We start from the raw sequence: 20,261 nt of genomic DNA, 5'->3' as shown, positions 1-20,261 counted from the left end.
CCCGGCCCAAGCGCCGCCGGGCGCCTCGAACCTGGTAACCATCCAGGCCAACTTCAACTACACCAACGCCAACCCCGCACTGACCGGCAGCTATACGCACCAGGACCTCACCATCGTCAGCGACGTGGCCCTGCTGTTGACCAAGGAGGTGCGCAATGTCACAAAGGACGGTCCGTGGGCGACCAGGAACACGGCCAAGCAGGGGGACGTGCTTGAATACCGCATCACCTATCTCAACAACGGCGTTAATCCAATCAACAACCTGGTGGTTCGTGACATGACGCCGCCTTACACGGCATTTCTCTCCGTGGCGTGTGGCGAGCCACTGCCGCCGAACCTGACCGCTTGCGTGCCCTCGATATCGGGCGGCGGCTCGATCCAGTGGACATTCACGGGCTCGCTGGCAGCGAGTGTTTCCGGAACCGTGACCTACCAGGTGAAGCTCGAATAAGGGGATGATAAGTCATTACGCATCACCCCCGCCCGCCCCTCACCCGTCAAGGGGGAAGGAGAAGGTATTTGGACGAGTTTTACAATTACCTCTATCGCTAATTATTGATAACAGTTTCTTTGTTGTTCGGAAAGGATAGGAGTGATTTTCCTTTTATGCCCAGTTTATTTTCTCCTAATTATTACTCCGGAACACTGCTTTCCCAACGTTAATCTCAATGTTCCGGAGAGTGATTCACGAAGATTGGCTACCAGTCCTCTTTCTGTTTTTCGAGCACCTTTTGGAAGTAGATTTCCGGGCTGGTCAGCCGGGAGATTTCCTTGTCGGAATAGCCGAGGGCCTTGAAATTAAGGACGCCGCTGAGGCCGTGGCAACTGGTGCAGGTCAGCGCCCCGGATTTGGTGACAAGGTGGTTGCTCCCGAAATAGAGCGTCTGCCAGCCAGGCGTCGGCTCGTAATTTTTAATTCCCAGGGTCTTTGCTGCCGAAGCTACGCCGGCCAGGGCGTCGCCCGTTGCCATCGGCGGGGCAAAATCCATCGCCATCAGTTGTTTGGTTTTCTTGTCGAAGAAGGCCTTTCCCTGAAATACCTTGAACGGATAGATCTTGCTCTTTTTGTCCTTCCGGCTCCCCTTCGGGCCGATAAACTCGGGGCTGTTTTTCACCTGCAGGTTATACCAGGCATAGACCGGAATGGTGGCCCGGACGTCGCCCTGGATAGTGGCCGGTTCGTAAAATTTATCCGCAAGCTGCTCCCATTTGGTGAAATCCTTCGCAATGGCGCCGCCGTTTCTGGGGATATGGCAGGTTTGACAGGCTATTTTCGCGGTATGACGGTTATAGGCCTGTTCCTTGTGGGGTTTTTCTCCATGACAGTCGCTGCAGGCGACTTTCACTCCGTCGCTTGCCCAGTTGTTCGGATCAAAACCGGTGGGAATCTTGTGGTTAACCGTCTTGTGGCAGTCAACGCAAACCATTTTCTTGGCCGCATGCACATCGTTTTCTTTTGTATAGGAAAAACCGCGCTTGATCAATACACCGCCGCCTGCCGACTCATGACAGACCATGCAATTTTTGACCGCCGGCTTGCCGATAGATGCCGCAGCCTTGACGCTCCGGTCCTGCCCCATCACGATCCGGCCCTGCGCATCCTTGAACGGCTTGCGCTTGGTAAAATCGTAACTGCTGGAGTGACAGATCAGACAATCAACTGCGCTTTCCGCTTCGCTGCCGACGCTTCCCACATCGCTTAGGTGATTGCCCGGATGGCAGGTGTTGCAGCCGGTGATCTTGGTCTTGCCGGTTTGCGGATTTACCGGCACTTCCTTCATGTTGTTGACGATGTCATTGCCGTTGCACATCGTGTAAATACGGTTTTTCATCCCGTATTCCTTCTCGGGATCGAGCCCTTCCACATTGGTTACCGGAGAAGCGTGTTTCCAGTGCACGGTGGAGAGGAATTCCCTGGCCTTCCCGGGATGGCACTCCTCACAGGTAACCGGCCCCTTGTAGCCGTTTTGTTCGATAAACTCCTTGCCCGGGTGCTCCGTGGCAAAAGCCGACGAAGCCACCAACACCCCCAGCAAGAGGGCAGTCATAACCTTATTGCTTTTCATCGGATCATCTCTCTTTCAATCAGTTAAAGCAGGAAGCGCCGCTTTACCGGCGACCGCCCCCCATCAGCATCCAGCCGTTTTCCGGAAATACGTGCTTACATTCTTGCCATCGATAACTTCATACTTGCAGCGGATTTCATCGCCCTCAACAATACGATGATCCTTGAGCTTGTCAAGGGTAAGCTCGTCATTGATAACAATAACAACGCTCTGTTCGGTCTTGTTGTCCTTGAGCGTCGCCGTTGCCGTTTTTGCGTCCTTGTCGGCCAGCTCGATTTTGGTTATCACCCCGACCATTTTCAGCTGGGCGGCAGCGGCGATCCCGGTCAGCGAAACTGCCAAAAGAGTTAAAGCGACCGCTAATAACACCATGAATCCTCTTTGTTTCATATCATTTCTCCTTTTTTAATTTTCAGAAAATAAAATTCAATGTTCATTAAATCGCAGACTTATTCATAGAAAACCTTTGTATGGCGCCTGCTTGCCCCTTTTGCATTTTGATCGGGACGGCGGCGCCGCCCCCGTCCCGATCAGGAAAAGGTGCTAACTAAAAATGAACTTCAAACGTTAAGTAGAGATCCTGGGCATTCTTCAGCGGCGCGGTCAGTTGCGGCGTCATGCTATTCAAATCACCGATCTTTATCGGCGCGCCCAGCCAACTGTTGCTTCCGGTGTAATCAAAATCATAGTACTGATAACCGATCCGGAAGAACGTTTTGCTCAGCCACGAAGAGATCGGCTTCAGCTTCAGCTCCTGAATGATATAGACTTCATAAACACTGCCGCGGACTCCCAGCTTGCTGGTCCACATGTCGTCGGCAGCCGGGCTGAAGGTGATCCAGTCCTCGGAACCGTGGTTATACTCAAGTCCGATCTTGGTAAGGGTGGACGGGATGTCATATCGGATGCCTGCATAGACAGCCCACCCGGTTTTGTCTTCCGGCACGCCGCTGTAGAGGAGCCCGTAACCGGTATCCAGACCGTTGAACTTGAGGGTATTGCCATTGGGACTTGTCCGGCTGAGGGCGCCATTGACAAACCAGTTCAGGTTGCCGATGCCCACCTTTTTCACATTGCCGAGAAAGTCCATTCCGTACCAGTCAATGTCGCCGAGATTAGTGGCAGGCGCCAGCATGTTGTACGGACCGGTAAGCATTTTCGGCGCGTCAAAGATGTTCATGCCCCGGTTGTACTGCAACTCCGCGCGAAAGCGGTCGGTTTCATAGGGGACGACGTTCAGGCCGATCATGTCCGTATTTTTCAAGCCGTTTCCGGTATCGGCATTTTTGATGTCGTTCTGGAATCCCCGACCATAGCATAATTTCAGGTAGGCGCCGGGCAGCGAGTCGATATCAGGCGCATATCCGAGGGTTGCGCCGTTCAAAGGCATAGTCCACCAAGAGCGCCGGGACTCCCGAGTTGCCGGGGGCCGGCTTGTTTTCCTTGAGATGGCTGGGAACCCCGCCGGTGGAAGGACGTCGGCCAATGGAAAACCAGATCGGCTGCTCGGCGATGTTGCTCCAGGTACCGTAAACGCGGTCAACGGCAAGTTTGTTGTCGCCGGGGACATGACCGATGGTGCCGTCAAAAAGGCCGGCCCGGTCAAACGAAAAGGCGGTATTCCCTGAACCGAGCGCATTGTCGTCCTGCGCCCCCGCCGCTTTATACATGAGCAGACGGGCAGTGACGGATACGTCCTCGGTCGCCTTCGCCTTCAGGTTGAGGCCGAAACGGTTTGTATAGATGGAGTCGCTCTTGACGTCATAGGCGTTCCGCATTGCCGTAGGCAGGGTAAGCGGGCCAACCGCCCCGCCGCCAATGGCCGCGCCGAACAGCGCTGGCTGGGTCATGGGGGCAATAGTGCCGGCGTTCATTGCCGCCATCAATGCCCCGACATTGCCGAACATGGTCATGCCGTCGGCATAGGGCGCCACCTGCCCGCGGAGATTGTCGTAGCGGAAGCGGTAATCGCCGCTGACGTTCAACCAGTGGCTTAACGATTTTTCTTCGTTTTTCTTGACCTGCTGTTTGACGGCATCTATTTCCTTTGTTTTGCCGACGTTCTCCTTGACCATTGCCTTCAACGCTTCCAGTTCCCGGGAAAGCTGATCAATCTTGCTTTGCAGCTCATTCTGATCGGCCGCCATTGCGGGGACGGGAAGACAGAAGGCGATCAATACTGCGGCGGTGATGAATACTCTCATGAACTTTTTCATTGTCTCTCCTTGCTGTATAAGTTTTTTCAAAATCAGTTTAGAGAGCCAATCGCAAAACTATTTGTCATTCCCGAAAGCGGAGCTTAATGTACACAATGCTTCTATCGGGAATACGGTTTTTCAAGCAGTTAGAACCAGATTATGAACATTAAACTTCGTTTTCCCGCTTAAAATCATTGCGGAAATGACAGAATGTGAGAGTTTTGCAATTGCCTCTAGAGTTCAGTCGGTTGTTCCCGAACAACCCGGTTTGCGGGGAGGCGACCTCCCCTGCCAAAAAAACGCCCGCTCCTTCATTGAAAAAAATTTGAAAACATCCTGCGCGTACAGCCGACAGGGACAACTTACTGCAAAAAAAACCGGGAGGATGCCTGTTTTCACTGACATCAATCCCGGATAGAATCGGTAACTGCGAAGAAGAGAGTGCCGGATAGCCAGCCATTTCTTCATTGCGCTGCACCTCCGCCCTTTCTTCATTACGTAAAGCTCCTCAATTGTCGCTCTTCAGATTGGCGGCAAGCTCGCTTTTTCCATTGATCTCGGCCAGCAGCACCTCTCTCATCAGGGAGCAGGCTTCGATAATCTTGATATTGGAAATCCGATAATAGACGGTTACCCCTTCGCGTCGGCTCAGTACCAGCCCGGTAGCCTTGAGCCCCCCCATGTACTGGGAAAATCTGGACTTGCCGAGTCCCGTCTTCTCCATCAACTCCGCGGCAGATAGCTCTTTTTCCTTCAGCTTGTTAATGATCTCCAAGCGGTTCGGATTTGATAACGCCTTGCATATATTAGCCTGAAGTTCGTATATCCTTTCCATTGCTTCCTCCCTTCGCAAAGTTTAAGAGTTTAAATTTTCCTAAACATTAATATATTTAAACAATATTGTCAATCGGTATTTTCATTCACCCCAGATAAATCTTGACAGGAAAAGGCGGCTGTGTTAGCCGTCCAGCGAGCTTTTAGTTCGGGAAGTTACGTTCTTTTGCAAGAGAATCTGTCTTGGTAGAGCCCCCTTGGGGGCATGATAGGGAATCCCGTTAAAATCGGGAGCGGACCCGCCACTGTAAGCAGCGACGATCCCCGTTACGGACTTGGAACAGTTTTACCGGCTCTGTTAGCTTGGTTCCAGGTCGCCGGCCACTGTCGTTATGATGGGAAGGCACGGGGGGAAGGATGACCTGCAAGCCAGGAGACCGGCCAGGATCAGACCCGTCATTATCTTCGAAGGTAAAGAAGACGGAATTTTATATCTGAGGATTATAAAAACGTGTAATCCCCGACCATAAGTTTTGTGGTCGGGGATTTTTTGGTTTATGCAACCACTTTTTTGGGAAACGAAATGGCAGTTCAGGAAAAAACATTGCCGCTGTATTTTGAAAAAGAAGAGACCCGGGAAAATGCATGCAGATTTCGTCTGAGCGCGATCCATGCCGCGATCGTCGCCTCTGTGGCGCTTCATGCCTTCTTTCTGCTTTTTTTGGCGCTCCAGCCAGCCACCGACACGGTTGCCGTACAAACCTTCCATATAAGTTTCGACGAAGATGGTTCGTATTTTTTACAAAAAGAATCGTCTGCTTCCCGGGCCGGAGGACAAAAAGAGACCGCTCCTTCGCCGCAAAGGGAACGGGCAAAGGTGCAAAATAATGCAATAAAGGCGGCGCCTGCCACGGCAAAAAAGATTGCAACGGAAGAGCTCCCCCAGACCATTGAAAAATCCGTTACGGAAAAATCTGCAGAGACAATCCTGCCGACCCCTTCCGAGATCGCAAAGGATGATGGATTGCTCGCGGCCGTGCCTGACGGCATTGAATACGGCCGGGGAACAACCCAACGCGTTTCGCAAAACAGCGGCGCGTCTGCGGGCACAGCAACCACCGGTGCGGCAGGAAGCAATCCCGGGGGAATCTCCAAAACTGGTTCAGAAACCGGGTTCGGAGGCGGTTTAAGCGGCCATGCCTCGCTTGGAACGGGAAGCGGCATCCCCCTCGAGACGAAATTCGGCGAAACAAACGCCCCGACTTTCATTCGCCGGGCAACTCCGGTTTATCCCTCATTCGCCCGCAGACAGGGAAAAGAAGGGCGGGTCGTTTTAACGCTCCTGATCGATCAGACGGGCAAAGTACAGCGGATTGACGTTACCGAACCGGCTGGTTACGGGTTGACGGAGGCGGCAATCGAAGCGGTCAGGAAATCTACCTTTGCGCCGGCCTCTGCCAATGGGCAGAAAGTCGTTTCCCGGGCGGTTCTCCCGATCCGCTTCAAACTGGAATGAAGCACTGCCTCCTCGCCCTTCCCACCCGGCTCAAGAAAGTTACCCTTCAGCCCCAGACCGGCGGATAATCCGAAAGCGCCGTCAGCCTTTTTCCACCCAGACGGGGACCCGCCTTGCCGCTTCGCGCATTTCCCTGTCAATCTGCCTGCTTTTTGGTTCAAGACGATTCAAAAGACTTCGGAAATCTTCAGAATGATTCATGATAACCGTGTGGCACAGCTCATGCAGAAGAACACAGCGCACCCAGTCGCGCTCTAAAAAAAGCAGCTTATAGCTTAAAGATATAGTCCCTTTTGCTGAACAGCTCCCCCAGCGGGTTTTCTGCCCCCGCACCACGGATTCCCTGAACGTAAATCCGTATTCAGCGGCCAGGGTGGAAAGCCAGGCGCAGAGTTCCTCGCGGGTGCGCCGCCGCAGCCAGTTGATCAGGACCTCGCGGCAGGCGGGTTGATGATGGACGGCGCCGTAAACAATCAGCTCCCCCGGCGCCTCGCTGACAATCCCGACCACGGCGGTGTTCATCGGGTTGTAGCGCACCTGCCATGCCTCGCCCAGCGCGGGAAGGTCAATGACATCCGGCAGGATTAAGGCGGGCCTGGTCTCCCGACCGCCGGGCATCTCGGCAAACCGGCGCAGATGGCTCTCTATCCATTTTCGCTTTTGCTCGATCAGCGCGGGGATCCGGGCCAGATCAAAATACCGGGGAGCAACTACAACAAGGCCGTACTGTGACGAGATCTGCAAACGAACGTTCCGCGCCCGCGCAGAAACGCGTACCCGATAATCAACTAACCTCTTCTTTGGCAACGGCAAATTTTTATCCATCCAATTCCTGACGTCCGGGACAATTTTTACAGTAGCTTCTGCAACCCGGTCCTCTTGCTGCTTCCCGAATTATTTCAGCAAATGCAGGCATTTATCGGCACTGTTTTCTGCCCCCAGCCGCAGAAATACCAGAGACAGAAGAAAAAAGCAAAAGGGAAGTCAAAAAGAGAATCGGAGCTTCAAAGATATTTTGCTTGACAATAAAGCGATTTGTGATTAGAAAACCCGAAAATCCTCAAGAACCCGGACAAAAAAGATTCCCTGATTTTTACCAAACCTTTGTAACATCTCAAGAAGGGCAGGCAGGTGGAAAATGACGTATGCAAGTCTTCAACACTATTAAAGGAGGGTTAAAATGAAGCATTGGAAAGTAGTGTCTCTGTTTTTTAGTTTATTAGTCGCAGGTCTGTGTTTAGCCGTTTCTCCTGTCAGCGCGCAGACAAAACCCATCGAACTTACCTACTCCAACTTTTTCCCGGCCCCTCACAAGCATGCCGTCCTTTCCGTGGAGTGGGGCAAAGAGGTCGAAAAAAGAACAAACGGCAGGGTAAAGGTAACGGTTTTCCCGGGAGGAACTTTGACTCCGGCAGCCCAATGCTATGACGGCGTGGTGAAGGGGCTCTCCGATGTGGGATTATCCGTTATGGGTTACACCCGCGGCAGATTCCCCCTGACCGAGGTCATCGACCTTCCGCTCGGCTACCAAAACGGTCTGGAAGCCACAAAACTGATCAATATCTACTACAATAAATTCAAACCGAAGGAATTCGACGATGTAAAAGTGATGTACCTGCACGCCCATGGCCCCGGCATCCTCAACACCAAAAAGCCGGTCTCGACCCTGGAAGATCTCAAAGGTCTGAAGATTGCCTGCCATGGTCTGAGCGCTAAAATAGTCGCCGCCCTTGGCGCTGTTCCGGTCGCCATGCCCATGCCTGACCGGTACGATGCGCTTCAGAAGGGCGTTGCAGAAGGCGGCGTTTTCCCTGCTGAGGCCCTCAAGGGCTGGAAACTCGCGGAAGTTGTCGGTTCCACAACACAGAACTTCGGCTCTGCTTACACAACAGGATTCTTTGTTGTCATGAACAAGGAAAAGTGGGCCTCCCTCCCCGCCGATCTCCAGAAAATTATTGAAGGCGTTAATCAGGAATGGATCATCAAAACGGGGCAGGCGTGGGATGAAATAGACAAGATAGGCTACGAGCTGGCTGCCGCCAAGGGGATCAAGATCATCAAGCTTTCCAAGGCAGAGGACGCGCGCTGGCATGAAAAGGTGCAGCCGATCTTGGGCGATTACGTAAAAACCACGAAGGCGAAAAACCTCCCCGGCGACGAAGCGCTCAAATTCTGCCAGGCAGAGCTTAAAAAACTTCAGAAGTAAATGTTCTTCAGGGAAGGGATGAGTTGCATCCCTCCCCTTTTCTTTTTAACCAAATCAGCCCCTAAATCGAAAATCCTCAATAAGGAGCGCTTCATGCAGTCAATTATCAACAAAGTGCAAGGACTGGGAAAGTTCCTTGATATCTTTGCCGGCATTGCCATTACCTTTATCATGTTGCTTACGGTATTGGATGTCATTCTGCGGTCATTTCGCATGCCGGTTGTCGGAACTTATGAACTGGTCGCGTTCTCCGGGGCAGTTGTAATCGGTTTCGCTGTTCCGCTTACCACCCTGCTCAAGGGGCATGTGCTTGTGGACTTTTTTGTCGCAAAGTTTCCCGAAGCCGTGCGGAATACAGTAAACATCACCACCCGGCTGCTCGGAATCGGGCTTTTTTCCATCCTCTGCTGGAATCTCATCAAAATGGGGATGGACTTTTACCGAACAGGGGAGGTTTCTCTGACGCTGCAACTGCCGTTCTACCCAATGGCTTTTGGATTGGGATTCTGCGCCCTGGTTCAGTGCCTCATTCTCATAGCCCAAATCCTTCAGGTTATTGGAGGCAGCTATGAGTGAGGTTACGATTGGCATTATCGGACTATCTACCGTCCTCATCCTGTTTCTGACCGGCATCGAACTGGCCTTTGCGATGGCCCTGGTGGGATTTATCGGGTTTAGCTATCTCGTTTCGTTTAACGCCGGAATGAACCTGCTGGCCAAAGACTTTTTTGACGCCTTTACCTCCTATGGGTTCACCGTCATTCCACTCTTTGTGCTGATGGGGCAGATCGCCTTCAATGCCGGCATCGCCAAAAGACTCTTTGACGCCGCCTACAAATTTATCGGGCACATTCCTGGCGGTCTGGCCATGGCAACCGTTGCCGGGGCGACTGTATTTAAAGCCATCTGCGGGTCTTCACCGGCCACCGCAGCGACCTTCGCCAGCGTAGCCGTTCCCGAGATGGATCGCTACAACTACAACAAGAGCCTCTCTACCGGAACCGTGGCAACCGTCGGCACGCTCGGCATTCTTCTGCCGCCCAGCGTTACCTTGATCGTCTTCGGCATCATCACGGAGCAGTCCATCGGCAAACTGTTTCTCGCCGGCCTTGTCCCGGGATTGATGATCGCCTTTTTCTTCATCCTTACCATCTATTTCTGGTGCAGGATCAATCCAAAACTTGGACCCAAAGGCGAGCGATCGACATGGAAGGTCCGGATTGCCTCGCTGCCCGAGGTGCTGTGGGTTGTTGGCGTATTTCTTCTAATCATCGGCGGCTTGATGTACGGTTTCTTCACCCCCACAGAAGCGGGAAGCATCGGCACCTTTGCCGTCCTGCTTTTATCCGTTATCAAAAGGGACATCAATTTCAAAGGATACATCAAATCGGTTGTGGAATCCCTGCGCACGGCCAGCATGGTGCTCATGCTGATTGCCGGCTCCGCGGTGCTGGGCCATTTTCTCACGAGGACAAAAATTCCGATGCTGGCGGCGGACTGGATCATCTCCCTTCCCCTAACGCCCGATGTGATCATGGTCATCATCGCCATCGTTTACCTGATCGGCGGCTCCTTCATCGATGATCTGGCCTTCATGATCCTGGCTACCCCTATCTTCTATCCAGCCATAATCAAATTGGGCTACGATCCCCTCTGGTTCGGCATGATCATCGCGATTACCGTCATGATCGGGGTAGTTATTCCCCCTGTGGCGATCAACGTCTTTGTGGTCAGGGCAGTCACGAAACAGCCATTCGGCGTTATTTACAGAGGGGTCTATCCCTTTCTCATAAGTCTGGTAGGCGCGGCGTTCCTGTTGTTTATATTCCCGCAGATTGCCACTTATCTTCCTTCAGTTATGATGAAATAGCTTTAAAAAAGGAGTATTGCCTTGCTTTCTGAACAAAAATACTGGAATCCCTATCTCGAAACGCTGTCGCGTGAAAAACTTCGCAAGCTCCAGCTCGAAAAATTCAAAAAGATTTTCAGTTGGGCATATGAGCGCTCGAAATTTCACCGCGGGCTCTACGAAAAGGCGGGAATCAAACCTGAAGACATCCATTCCTTCGCAGATATCCGGCGGATCCCCTCTGTGGAAAAATCGCTGATGCGGGGCATTCAGCGCAAGGACCCCTTCCCTTACGGCGATGCGCTGTGCGTGCCTCTTGAAGATGTGGCGGAATTCCGGCAAACCAGCGGCACCACCGGCCAGCCCGTTTATCAACCAGACACCTGGCAGGACTGGGAGTGGTGGGCCGAAAGCTGGGCATACATCCTCTGGGCGCAGGGCTATCGTCCCCGCGACCGGGTTTTCCTGCCTTTCGGATACAATGTCTTTGTCGCCTTCTGGGCCGGCCATTACGCAGTGGAAAAAATCGGCGCCGAGATAGTCCCCGGCGGGGTTCTGGATACCCAGGCAAGAATCCTGAAAATTCAGGAACTTGAGTGTACCGCCATGATGGCGACGCCCACCTATGTGCTCGGGATGGCCGATACGGCAAGGAAGATGGGCATCGATCCACGCTCGCTTTCCATCCGCCGGATCACCTGCGCCGGAGAACCGGGCGCCAGCATCCCCGCGACCAAAAAACGGATGGAAGATGCCTGGAACGCCAAGGTTTTTGACCATGCCGGCGCTACCGAGATCGGCGCATGGAGCTATGAATGCCAGGAACAAACCGGCGGTCTGCATGTGAACGAGGCCCTTTTCCTTGTGGAGATTCAGGATGTCGAGACAGGGGAGTATATCGAAGAGCCGGGGCGCCGGGGCAAAATGATCATCACGGCCCTCGACCGGCAGGCCCAGCCCTGCGTCCGCTTCGACTCCAAAGACATCATCGAATGGGCGCCTGATCCCTGCTCATGCGGAAGAACCTTCCGGATGATCAAGGGCGGGGTTGTCGGCAGGTCGGACGACATTACCAAGGTAAAGGGGGTGCTGCTGTCTCCCTCGGCGATTGAGGAGGTTGTCAGAGGGATGGATGGCCTGGCCGATGAGTTCGAGGTAATCGTTGACAAGGTAGGCGACATTGACCGCATCACCCTCAAAATCGAGATAGTTAAAGGACGGGAGGAAGAACGTAAGCGCATCGAAACCAATCTGAAGGATCAATTGCGGCTTAACACCAACCTCGGCTATAATCTTGAATTTCACGACTACGGCACTCTACCCAGATATGACGTAAAGGCAAAAAGATTCAAGGATTTGCGACAAAAACATTGAAGGGAGAAACCATGACGGGAGAAAAAGACCTGCAGGAAATTCGAAAAAAAATCAATTCGCTGCGGGAAACGGCGGAGGAAATCAAGGCAATGGGCGAGGATTTTCCCGCCCTCTACCGCAACTCCAGCCGCATTCTGGCCAGCATCAAGATGCTCGAGATCAACATCCCTGATGTGTCGGCCCTTTAAAAACTGCCGGGTTCAGGCTTCGTTCCGGCTTCTTCAGGTAGCTGCTCACCAAAGGTGACATCCACCAATAAAATCGAAAAAAAGGGAGAACGTGTTTTATGACCGAGTATGATTACTGGAAGATTTTCCCCCGGATGCCCAGGAAGGTGACGATCGGCGATATTACGATCCGTGACGGGTTTCAGCATGAGGAGAAAACCATCTCCACCGAGGCAAAGATTTTCTATGCCGAAGAGATGATAATGGCGGGGTGCCGGGAGATAGAGCTCACCAACCTCGGCAATCCCGCGGGCATCCCCCAGTTCAGGGATGCGGAAGCGGTACTGACGCATTTCCGCGGGGAGCGTTTCCGGAAAAACTGCGAACGCCGGGGCATCAATCCGGCCGAACTTACCTTTACTGCCGTTACCATCCGGGAAGTGGCGGTGGATAAGGCGATTGAGCTCCGCAAGCGGGGGATCGGCCCGGACCGGATTCTGATGATGGTTTCTACTGATCCGGAGCACCACTTTGCCAATTCCGGCACGACGCTTTCCCAGTACTGGAAAGAGGTGGAGCGGTGCATCAAGAAGGCCTCCGACGTCGGAATCAAGATGAACGGAACGGTCAGCACGATCTGGGGCAGCCCGATTACCGGCGCGACCGATATGGCGGATGCCGTCGAATTCACCAAACGTTTTTTAGAGTTGGGAGCGTATGACATAGAGCACGCCGACCACGACGGTTCCGCATCGCCGGCTGATGTTTACCGGTACTACTCGATGATTCTGGATGCGATCCCCGACCCCGAGGTGCATTTAGCCCATTTTCACGAAACGAAGCGGATCGCATCCGCGTCAGTTCTGGCCGCGATGCAGGCCGGCATCTGCCGTTTTGAGGCGACGCTCGGCGGCCTGGGCGGTCAGCCGGCAAATTTCCTCAACGATTGCCCGGTAAAAGGCACCGGGGAATATTATTACAAGGATCCGCGCTATGTCGGCCTCATCACGATGGAGGATCTGCTGGTGATGATTGACGAAATGGGGATCGAACACGGATATGACGTTGACCGGGTTTTGGCGCTGGGCAAGCAGATGGAAAAGACCATTGGCCGGCGGCTGCGTTCCGAGGCGATTTACAACGGGCGGACGGAGAAAAATGGCCACAGGGAATTCGCCCGTCCCGGTCTGAAGAAACTCACCGAAAAGCTTGGCGAGAAACCCGGGCAGCTTATCCCCGCGGATTGGGCGCCGCAGGCTGTGCTTCCGGAGCGGCTCCGTCCGCAAGGATGAGGCGTTGCCTGTCTGTCAGCCAAGTCCATGAAATCACAAACGGCGGTTTTTCGGCACAGGGGAAATCGCCGTTTTCCTGTTTTTCTCGGCCGCGATGACGGAAACACCATTATGAAGGATATGCTCACCATCGTCACTTCCCGGGACAGGGGCTCTCGGGACAAGATGATGAACGAAATCATCGAGAATCCCCTGATCAGCCGGATTTTGCTGCTCGCCGCCGGTGCTCAGGCAACCCCCGTCGCGCGTTGTGAAGCCATTCCGGCTGCGGATATTTATTCCGGGCAGGTTTGGAATGAAATCATCTACCAAGTTGCCACCCGCTATCTGCTGTATGTAGCCGGCGGGGATGTGCGGCCGGATCTGCGCGCCCCGGAGCGTCTTTTGTCTATTGCCCTCGCAACCGGCGCAGGAATGATCTATGCGGATTACGCCGAGTTGAAAAATGACGTCATCAGCGACCATCCGGTTAACGACTACCAGGCAGGGAGTATCCGCGACGATTTCGATTTTGGCCCGTTAATTATGATGGATGTTGAGGCCGCCCGTCATGCCCTGAAAAAATACGGGGCAATTGCTCCCTGCCGCTGGGCGGGTTTTTATGATCTGCGCCTGAAAATTTCGGAAGAGCACGAGTTGCTTCATCTACCGGAACGCCTCAGCATAATTGTAAAAAACGGCATCGAAAAGTCCGGGGAGGCGAAGGGAGGGTTTGCCTACGTTGATCCCCGAAACCGTGATTTCCAAAGAGAGTGCGAAGATGCGGCGACGGCGCATCTCAAACGGACAGGGGCATGGCTGCCGCCAAAGTGGAAAGATATTCCCGCCTCCCCGCAGGCGTTTCCCGTGGAGGCGAGCGTTGTGATTCCGATACGCAACCGGGTGAAGACTGTCTCCGACGCAGTCAAAAGCGCCCTTGCCCAGAAGACAGATTTTCCGTTCAATGTGATCGTTGTTGACAACCATTCAACCGACGGAACGACGGATATCCTCTTGGGGCTGGCCGAACAAACGCCGCAGTTGAAACTCGTCATTCCCCGGCGGTTCGATCTCTCGATCGGCGGTTGCTGGAACGAGGCCGTCTTTTCCACCTTGTGCGGCCGCTATGCCGTTCAGCTCGATTCCGACGACCTCTACGGGGGGGAAGCTGTCCTCCAGCGGCTTGTCGAGCTGCTGCGAACGGAGAACTGCGCGCTTGCCGTCGGTTCCTATACGATTGTCGATGCCGGCCTGCGGGAGATTCCGCCGGGGCTGATCGCTCATACCGAGTGGAGCGAAGAAAACGGCAGGAACAACATCCTGCGCGTCAACGGCGTCGGCGCGCCGAGGGCCTTTGACACAGCCCTGCTGAGGCAGATCGGGTTTCCGAACGTCGGCTATGGAGAGGATTATGCGGTTGCCCTGCGCCTCTCCCGGGAATACCGCATCGGCAGGATATACGAAAGCCTCTACCTTTGCCGCCGCTGGGGAGGCAACACCGATTCTGTTTTGACGGTAGAGCAGGTGAATCGTTACAATGCCTACAAGGATCGGCTTCGGACTATAGAGATTAAGGCGCGCCAGACCATGAATAGAAAGGAAACCGCTTTTGATGGCAAGTGACCGAGCCGTACATCTGTCAGAAAAAGAATATTTTTCAGTTTTTACCGGGGGAAAAGGGCCGGGCGCGCTTGCCGAATCGGCTGCGCAGTTGCTCAAGAAACAGAAAAAAAACTGGCCCGCCCTCGCTGCGGGCTATGCCGCCCTGGAGAAGTCCCTGACCAGGGAGATCGACGGCGGCAAATGGCGGGTGCAGATACAGTGCAATCCCCAGCGGATGGTCAGCAGCGGGGCGAAGCTCGATCCGGAAGCGATAAAAAGGCGGCCCTGTTTTTTGTGTCCGCAAAATCTTCCCGTCGAGCAGGAAGCAATCCTGTACCGTGATGATTACAATGTACTCTGTAATCCGGCGCCGATCTTCCCGGGCCATTTGACGATCGCCGCCATCCGGCATACGCCGCAGTCGCTCTCGGAAAACATGGAATTACTGCTGATGCTTGCCGATGATCTTGGCCCCGGGATGACCGTTTTTTACAATGGCCCCCGGGCCGGCGCCTCGGCGCCCGACCACCTGCACTTTCAGGCGGCGCCCTGCGGTTTTATGCCGATCGAAGAGGAGGCGCTTGCTCCAGAAAATCGGAGTGAAGCAAAGATCATGGATGGGGTGGAGATATTCAGAATAAAGGGACTGGCGCGGGGCGTTCTGGTAATCCGCGGAAGCAGCGATTCGGCCGTCAGCGGCGCGGTTGCAAGAATTTCGGGGATTCTCGGAAGCAGGATAACCGTTTCCGCGGGCGAGCCGCCACTGAACATTTTCTGCACCCGTACGGAAGAAGGCTGGCAACTGCTTCTTTTCCCCCGCTTGAAGCATCGTCCGGACGCATTTTTTCGCGAAGGGGAGCAGCAGCATGTCGTCAGCCCCGGGGCTGCCGATATGGGCGGGGTGATTATTACGCCCCGGGAAAGGGATTTTGACGCCTTGACCGCTGCAATGGTGGCCGACATTTACCGGGAGGTTGCGTACGATGACGCGATGGTCGGAGAGATTCTGGCCGAGCTATGAAGGGCTTTTCCCCCGCTGCGTCCCAGCCGGGGCGGAGATTAATTGGTTGTGATTTCCCGCCGGGATGGCAAGGCGCGCAGGCGGCCGACGATTACCCCGGTGCGGGAGCGCTTTTCCCGCAGGTAGCCATTCAGCGTAACGTCTGATAAAACTACCGCGCCGGCTTTACTGGATGCATGCATAAGGTGGGCCTTTTTTTTGACCAGCACGGCAAATCCGACGTGAAGAACGTCGATCCCCTCCCGGTTGGTTGTTATCGCGATAAGGTCTCCGTCGGCAATTCCCCCTTCCGTCTCCCCCCAGCGCTCCTTCGGGATGAAATGAAAGGCGCGCCTTGAGCAGGCCGCTTCCACCTTTTGCATTTTTCGAAAAATGGCGTCATCCTGGAGGGGCGGATGGTCGTCGCGGTGGCGGGTCAGTTCATTGAAGCTTTTGTTAACGGGAAGGCCCCCGAGGCGTGAAGTCATGTCAACTGCCAACCCCTTATGTTCGTTGTCTCCAAGCCAATCGGTGAAGTAATGAAGGCGAGACGGGTAGCCGTCTATCAGGCCCCCCCGGTAGCGTATTTTCTTCAGTTTCTCCAGATAACATTGGCAGTCGGTTTCCCCTGACTTAATCGCAAGCGCCAGTGCGATGACGCTTTCGACGAAGGTCATGCAGTCAAAGGCGCGCAGATTGGCAACAAGGATTTCTCCGCCTTCGCGCTCGAGTGTCTGCGGCTGGTAGGGGGCGCCGAGAAACTGCTTGCCCAACGATACGGCAAGCTCCGGCAGGGTTTTCTCATTGTCTTTGCGCTCTGCCGCCGCGCCGAGCAGCGTTTCGCAAATCTTCCGGTCTTCGGGGAGAAAAACGGCGGCTTCTCTTTTTTTGTCCACTAGTAAAACCTGCTGGTTTGAGCCAATTGCAAAAGTCCCGACTCTGTCATTCCCGCAATGATTTTAAGCGGGAAAACGAAGTTTAATGTTCATAATCCAGTTTTTAACTATCTGAAATCATGGATGCCCGACAAAAGCACTCGGGCATCCATGATTTCAGAGATTTTTACCCCAATATCGTCGGCCATTTCTCTTGCGTCATATCAATGGCAGATGGGGATTTCAGGGGGTGGCCATTCCCAGGGCGCGGCGGGTCATCATCAGGATCATTTTGGCATTTCCCGCCCGGGCCCGCATCAGATTGAGATAAAATTGCGTGGTGTCCTTCGCCGGAACGGTTATTTGCTCCTTTTTCTGCAGATGAATGGCTTGTGTGTCGCAAACTGTTGCACATAGCCCGCAGCCGATGCATTTCCCTGAATCAACTTTGCTTTTACCATCTTCCAGGGTAATTGCCTCCATCTGACAGCGGTCTATGCACAAGCCGCACCCGATGCAGAGATCGTCATCGGTAACCGCGTGGTAGTTGGAATAGAAATACTGGGCAGGGTTGTCCAGGAGTTTTGCGTTCGATAACACCTCACAACAACAGCCGCAGCACAGGCAGACGCAAAACGGATATTGGGAATTGGAGGGCTGCACCACCAGGCCGTCTTCCTCGCCTTTATCCAAAATTTTAAAAACTTCCTCCCGGGTAATTTCCCGTCCCCAGCCGTGGTCTTTATAATTGCGGGCCGCCGTGCCAAAGAGCAGGCAAAGCTCCCTTTCTTTGGTTACCTTGCAGGGCTGACCGAGCAAGTCCTGCCCCTCTTTACAGATACAGTCAACCACGTGGAAAGGGCCACGATGCTTCGTTAGAACCTGGCGAATGTCATCGTAAGGCATGATATTGAGATCGGGGGTAATGGAGCCTTTGGTCGGTACAGGACGGAGCTGGGTAAATTTGGGATTCAGGAGGGTGTCGCGAAATTTTTCATCGATATATTGCTTGAAATCCACATAAAACTCTTTTGTGAGATGGGCCACCTGAAATTCAAACATGCCGATCGCCAGCATCGTAACGCTGAAGATTTTCAGCCCGTTTTTGGTGATGCTCCGGGCAATGCTGCCCTGATCGGACATTTTGTCCAAAATTTTTTCCAGATCGGCAAGAAGGGGGTATTTTTTCTTCAGGCGTTTTTGAATAACGGTCGCCGGTTCAGGGATGAAGCTCATCGATAAGGCGATTTGCGCCTGTTCGGGGGTGAACAGATGCTTTAATATCCGAATTTCCACGCCGGATTCAGTGGCAGGGAAAGCAATCGGCAGTTTATCCAGTTTTTGCTGAAGTTTACGATATACTTTGGAATCAATGCTGTCATCAGCCATGTTTTTTACACGCTCCTTTTTTACCGGAAAATTAAGATCGTGGGACCTTCCATTTACCGTGCCTTGGGCCATCGATAATACACGATTAAAGTCAAGTGATCCTTGCGGGAAAGACTTTGAACTAAAATGAGTTGAGAAGTCAAGAAAATATTTTAACAATCCGGACCAGCCGCTCAACGGCCAGTCCGGTAAGAAATTCTCTGATTTTTTTGCAAACTTCGCTTATTGCAACCGTTCCCGACTAATCACGATCATGTCCGGTCTTCCGCCCTCTGCCCTGATCTCCGCGCTCGCGATCTTTACCCCTTCTTCTCACCTCTTTGGGATAACGTTCCCTGGGTAGATCGATCCAGGGACCACTCCGCGAACGGGAATAGTACCACCGGGCATTATTGTAATAATAGTGATAGCCGCCATAAACGTAGTATGGCTCCACCAACTCCACCGTTACGGGAAGAGCCGGGGCGATCGAGACGCTGGCGCCATGAGGTCCGATGGTTGCAGCGCAGGAAACAGACAACAAAGCGCCCAAAACAATGGCAATCAAAAATTTGTTCATATTATCCTCCAACCGATCACTGTCGCGATCATTTGTTTTTTCCCTTTCCCTTATTCCTGTCGTTAACTTTATTCTTACCCTGCGAGTCTTTCTTACCCCTGTCTGAGCCACGGTCGAGATCATGACCCTGCTTCAGGGCGTGAAATTCAGCGGAGCCAGGCTTGATCCCCAACTGCCTGGCGATGACGCCCCAACCTTTTTCCTTGTTGACCTTGTACACATCGACCACTCTTTCCGGCGGATTATGGGACAACTCTCCCAGCCTGAACACCATGTATGCGTCTGCCGGATCAGCGATATTCCCCAGCACTGCGCTGATTTGGGCATCGCCGATCTGGAAGCGGGTGGCAAGCCTTGCCCTGAACCCTGATGAATCAGCCTGCGCCTGAATATTAAGATCCCTGAACCAGTCAAAATCTCCGGCGACTGCCGTAGTCGTTGCTGTAAACAGCATGCCCAAAATCAGCGCGGCCATTTTATTCCATTTCATAAGCACCTCCTTGCTTTATCTTCTTCTCACCTGTGTGCTGAAGACAAAATAAGCAACACTCGCCTCTCGTGAAACTTTGATGGTTACTATTGGCGTACCGGGAATTTCTGTCAAGTGAAAAAAACAGCAGGGTGTGATTGATTTCACATTTATTACATTAATTATTTTGCAGCAGTACCGAATAAATCATCCCTGACATACCGGAGCGGGAGTTTTGCCGAAAGGCAATTCAAAACTACCCCAATAGACAAAGGGTGGTCAGATCGCATCCCTGACCACACTTTGTCGCTGTTTTCTTTTTATGGTGCCGAAGCCGGGACTTGAACCCGGACGGATTGTGTCCACTACCCCCTCAAGATAGCGTGTCTACCAGATTCCACCACTTCGGCAGCGAACCGTGAAGCGCCATGCAAGGGCTGTTACCAACGCATCGCGGCGGAGCGTGTCATTACCTGTTTAAAAAAACTTTGTCAATATAAAAAGAGCCGTCCGGGGAGGCTTTTCCTGACCATTGTCGCTGTTCCATATCCTGATGATCAGAAGATGGCCCGCCGCGTTTTCGCTATTTGGAGCTCAGCGGAGCGGCTGGTTGCCCCGGCGCAGTCGGTGCGGCTGTTGGAAACTGAGCCGCCGTTTTGGGGGCCGGCGCGGCTTGCTGGGTGGCCGGCTTTACCGCGCCTTCCATCAGCGACGAGCCCTTGTGCGAGGCCATGTAGGAGAGGCCAAAAGAGGTCAGCATAAAGACAACCGCGACGACTGTCGTCATCCGGCTGAGGAACCCCCCCGGTCCGCTGCTGCCGAAGACTGTCTGGCTTGAACCTCCGAAAACAGCGCCCATGCTGGCGCCTTTTCCTGCCTGCAGAAGAACGACAAGAATCAGAATCAGGCAAATGATGACGTGTAAAATGGTGATCAGTGTATGCAC

At 53.4% G+C, this 20,261-nt stretch carries 21 protein-coding genes, 1 tRNA gene and 1 riboswitch; of the genes, 10 read left to right on the top strand and 12 right to left on the bottom strand.

All coding sequences use genetic code 11. The features are described 5' to 3' along the window. Positions 1–451: DUF11 domain-containing protein (locus K0B01_03515; GenBank protein ID MBW6485203.1), on the top strand; the 451-nt coding region annotated here is incomplete at its 5' end. 247 nt (positions 452–698) lie between these two features. On the opposite strand, the gene K0B01_03510 is transcribed toward K0B01_03515, so the two are convergent. The 5 genes from K0B01_03510 to K0B01_03490 all read right to left on the bottom strand — a co-directional run bounded on the left by K0B01_03510 (position 699) and on the right by K0B01_03490 (position 5,099). Next, positions 699–2,066: a hypothetical protein gene (locus K0B01_03510; GenBank protein MBW6485202.1), complete on the bottom strand. Its 1,368-nt coding sequence runs from the start codon at positions 2,064–2,066 to the stop codon at positions 699–701. Positions 2,067–2,129: 63 nt separating this feature from the next. Then, positions 2,130–2,456 carry a hypothetical protein gene (locus K0B01_03505; GenBank protein MBW6485201.1) on the bottom strand — a complete coding sequence of 109 codons (327 nt, stop codon included), beginning with the start codon at positions 2,454–2,456 and terminating at the stop codon, positions 2,130–2,132. A gap of 157 nt (positions 2,457–2,613) precedes the next feature. Next, positions 2,614–3,456: a DUF3373 domain-containing protein gene (locus K0B01_03500; protein MBW6485200.1), complete on the bottom strand. Its 843-nt coding sequence runs from the start codon at positions 3,454–3,456 to the stop codon at positions 2,614–2,616. Next, positions 3,419–4,282, bottom strand: coding sequence for a DUF3373 domain-containing protein (locus tag K0B01_03495; protein ID MBW6485199.1), 864 nt, complete (start codon positions 4,280–4,282; stop codon positions 3,419–3,421). The genes K0B01_03500 and K0B01_03495 overlap by 38 nt, the downstream gene beginning before the upstream one ends. Before the next feature lie 490 nt (positions 4,283–4,772). Further along, complete coding sequence (locus K0B01_03490; GenBank protein MBW6485198.1) at positions 4,773–5,099, bottom strand: metalloregulator ArsR/SmtB family transcription factor; 327 nt, start codon at positions 5,097–5,099, stop codon at positions 4,773–4,775. Positions 5,100–5,265: 166 nt separating this feature from the next. Then, positions 5,266–5,499: riboswitch (cobalamin riboswitch) on the top strand. A gap of 122 nt (positions 5,500–5,621) precedes the next feature. Between K0B01_03490 and K0B01_03485 the strand changes: the two genes are divergently transcribed. Next, a complete protein-coding gene (locus K0B01_03485; GenBank protein MBW6485197.1) occupies positions 5,622–6,554 on the top strand; it encodes an energy transducer TonB in 933 nt (310 codons plus the stop codon). Positions 6,555–6,635: 81 nt separating this feature from the next. On the opposite strand, the gene K0B01_03480 is transcribed toward K0B01_03485, so the two are convergent. Further along, entirely contained in the window at positions 6,636–7,379 is a 744-nt protein-coding gene (locus K0B01_03480; GenBank protein ID MBW6485196.1) for a M48 family metallopeptidase, read from the bottom strand. Positions 7,380–7,734: 355 nt separating this feature from the next. Here K0B01_03480 and K0B01_03475 point away from each other — a divergent pair, with 355 nt between their 5' ends. The 8 genes from K0B01_03475 to K0B01_03440 all read left to right on the top strand — a co-directional run bounded on the left by K0B01_03475 (position 7,735) and on the right by K0B01_03440 (position 16,044). Beyond that, a complete protein-coding gene (locus K0B01_03475; GenBank protein MBW6485195.1) occupies positions 7,735–8,760 on the top strand; it encodes a TRAP transporter substrate-binding protein in 1,026 nt (341 codons plus the stop codon). A gap of 93 nt (positions 8,761–8,853) precedes the next feature. Continuing rightward, entirely contained in the window at positions 8,854–9,336 is a 483-nt protein-coding gene (locus K0B01_03470) for a TRAP transporter small permease (GenBank protein MBW6485194.1), read from the top strand. Continuing rightward, the gene (locus K0B01_03465; protein ID MBW6485193.1) at positions 9,329–10,630 is read left to right on the top strand and encodes a TRAP transporter large permease; all 1,302 of its coding nucleotides are present in this window, start codon (positions 9,329–9,331) and stop codon (positions 10,628–10,630) included. Before K0B01_03470 ends, K0B01_03465 begins: the two co-directional genes overlap by 8 nt. Before the next feature lie 21 nt (positions 10,631–10,651). Continuing rightward, complete coding sequence (locus tag K0B01_03460; protein MBW6485192.1) at positions 10,652–11,983, top strand: AMP-binding protein; 1,332 nt, start codon at positions 10,652–10,654, stop codon at positions 11,981–11,983. Positions 11,984–11,994: 11 nt separating this feature from the next. Further along, on the top strand, positions 11,995–12,171 hold the full coding sequence (locus K0B01_03455) for a hypothetical protein (protein ID MBW6485191.1): 177 nt from the start codon (positions 11,995–11,997) through the stop codon (positions 12,169–12,171). Positions 12,172–12,305: 134 nt separating this feature from the next. Further along, positions 12,306–13,442, top strand: coding sequence for a pyruvate carboxyltransferase (locus K0B01_03450; protein ID MBW6485190.1), 1,137 nt, complete (start codon positions 12,306–12,308; stop codon positions 13,440–13,442). 27 nt (positions 13,443–13,469) lie between these two features. After that, a complete protein-coding gene (locus K0B01_03445; GenBank protein ID MBW6485189.1) occupies positions 13,470–15,044 on the top strand; it encodes a glycosyltransferase family 2 protein in 1,575 nt (524 codons plus the stop codon). Beyond that, positions 15,034–16,044 (top strand): DUF4922 domain-containing protein, encoded by a 1,011-nt coding sequence (locus K0B01_03440; protein MBW6485188.1) that lies wholly within the window; start codon positions 15,034–15,036, stop codon positions 16,042–16,044. Before K0B01_03445 ends, K0B01_03440 begins: the two co-directional genes overlap by 11 nt. Positions 16,045–16,082: 38 nt before the next feature. On the opposite strand, the gene K0B01_03435 is transcribed toward K0B01_03440, so the two are convergent. The 6 genes from K0B01_03435 to secG form a co-directional block, all read right to left on the bottom strand. Next, the gene (locus K0B01_03435; GenBank protein ID MBW6485187.1) at positions 16,083–16,919 is read right to left on the bottom strand and encodes a DUF1460 domain-containing protein; all 837 of its coding nucleotides are present in this window, start codon (positions 16,917–16,919) and stop codon (positions 16,083–16,085) included. A gap of 222 nt (positions 16,920–17,141) precedes the next feature. After that, positions 17,142–18,287, bottom strand: coding sequence for a 4Fe-4S binding protein (locus K0B01_03430; GenBank protein ID MBW6485186.1), 1,146 nt, complete (start codon positions 18,285–18,287; stop codon positions 17,142–17,144). A gap of 241 nt (positions 18,288–18,528) precedes the next feature. Further along, a complete protein-coding gene (locus K0B01_03425) occupies positions 18,529–18,846 on the bottom strand; it encodes a hypothetical protein (protein ID MBW6485185.1) in 318 nt (105 codons plus the stop codon). A gap of 28 nt (positions 18,847–18,874) precedes the next feature. Next, entirely contained in the window at positions 18,875–19,336 is a 462-nt protein-coding gene (locus K0B01_03420; GenBank protein MBW6485184.1) for a hypothetical protein, read from the bottom strand. 302 nt (positions 19,337–19,638) lie between these two features. Next, positions 19,639–19,725, bottom strand: a tRNA-Leu gene (locus K0B01_03415). A 173-nt stretch (positions 19,726–19,898) separates the two neighbouring features. After that, positions 19,899–20,261 (bottom strand): preprotein translocase subunit SecG, encoded by a 363-nt coding sequence (gene secG, locus K0B01_03410; protein ID MBW6485183.1) that lies wholly within the window; start codon positions 20,259–20,261, stop codon positions 19,899–19,901.

It is taken from the genome of Syntrophobacterales bacterium (assembly GCA_019429105.1).
Taxonomy (GTDB): Bacteria; Desulfobacterota; Syntrophia; order Syntrophales; family UBA5619; genus DYTH01.
Note: the sequence above shows the minus strand (reverse complement) of the source record. Positions and strands in the feature narration are given on the sequence as shown.

Coding starts and splice junctions, on each gene's coding strand:
- K0B01_03510 (MBW6485202.1), bottom strand. CDS start 2,066: ATGAAAAGCAATAAGGTTATGACTGCCCTCTTGCTGGGGGTGTTGGTG.
- K0B01_03470 (MBW6485194.1), top strand. CDS start 8,854: ATGCAGTCAATTATCAACAAAGTGCAAGGACTGGGAAAGTTCCTTGAT.
- K0B01_03500 (MBW6485200.1), bottom strand. CDS start 3,456: ATGCCTTTGAACGGCGCAACCCTCGGATATGCGCCTGATATCGACTCG.
- K0B01_03485 (MBW6485197.1), top strand. CDS start 5,622: ATGGCAGTTCAGGAAAAAACATTGCCGCTGTATTTTGAAAAAGAAGAG.
- K0B01_03430 (MBW6485186.1), bottom strand. CDS start 18,287: ATGGCTGATGACAGCATTGATTCCAAAGTATATCGTAAACTTCAGCAA.
- K0B01_03455 (MBW6485191.1), top strand. CDS start 11,995: ATGACGGGAGAAAAAGACCTGCAGGAAATTCGAAAAAAAATCAATTCG.
- K0B01_03495 (MBW6485199.1), bottom strand. CDS start 4,282: ATGAAAAAGTTCATGAGAGTATTCATCACCGCCGCAGTATTGATCGCC.
- K0B01_03480 (MBW6485196.1), bottom strand. CDS start 7,379: ATGGATAAAAATTTGCCGTTGCCAAAGAAGAGGTTAGTTGATTATCGG.
- K0B01_03425 (MBW6485185.1), bottom strand. CDS start 18,846: ATGAACAAATTTTTGATTGCCATTGTTTTGGGCGCTTTGTTGTCTGTT.
- K0B01_03465 (MBW6485193.1), top strand. CDS start 9,329: ATGAGTGAGGTTACGATTGGCATTATCGGACTATCTACCGTCCTCATC.
- K0B01_03450 (MBW6485190.1), top strand. CDS start 12,306: ATGCCCAGGAAGGTGACGATCGGCGATATTACGATCCGTGACGGGTTT.
- K0B01_03490 (MBW6485198.1), bottom strand. CDS start 5,099: ATGGAAAGGATATACGAACTTCAGGCTAATATATGCAAGGCGTTATCA.
- K0B01_03475 (MBW6485195.1), top strand. CDS start 7,735: ATGAAGCATTGGAAAGTAGTGTCTCTGTTTTTTAGTTTATTAGTCGCA.
- K0B01_03420 (MBW6485184.1), bottom strand. CDS start 19,336: ATGAAATGGAATAAAATGGCCGCGCTGATTTTGGGCATGCTGTTTACA.
- K0B01_03440 (MBW6485188.1), top strand. CDS start 15,034: ATGGCAAGTGACCGAGCCGTACATCTGTCAGAAAAAGAATATTTTTCA.
- K0B01_03445 (MBW6485189.1), top strand. CDS start 13,470: ATGAAATCACAAACGGCGGTTTTTCGGCACAGGGGAAATCGCCGTTTT.
- K0B01_03505 (MBW6485201.1), bottom strand. CDS start 2,456: ATGAAACAAAGAGGATTCATGGTGTTATTAGCGGTCGCTTTAACTCTT.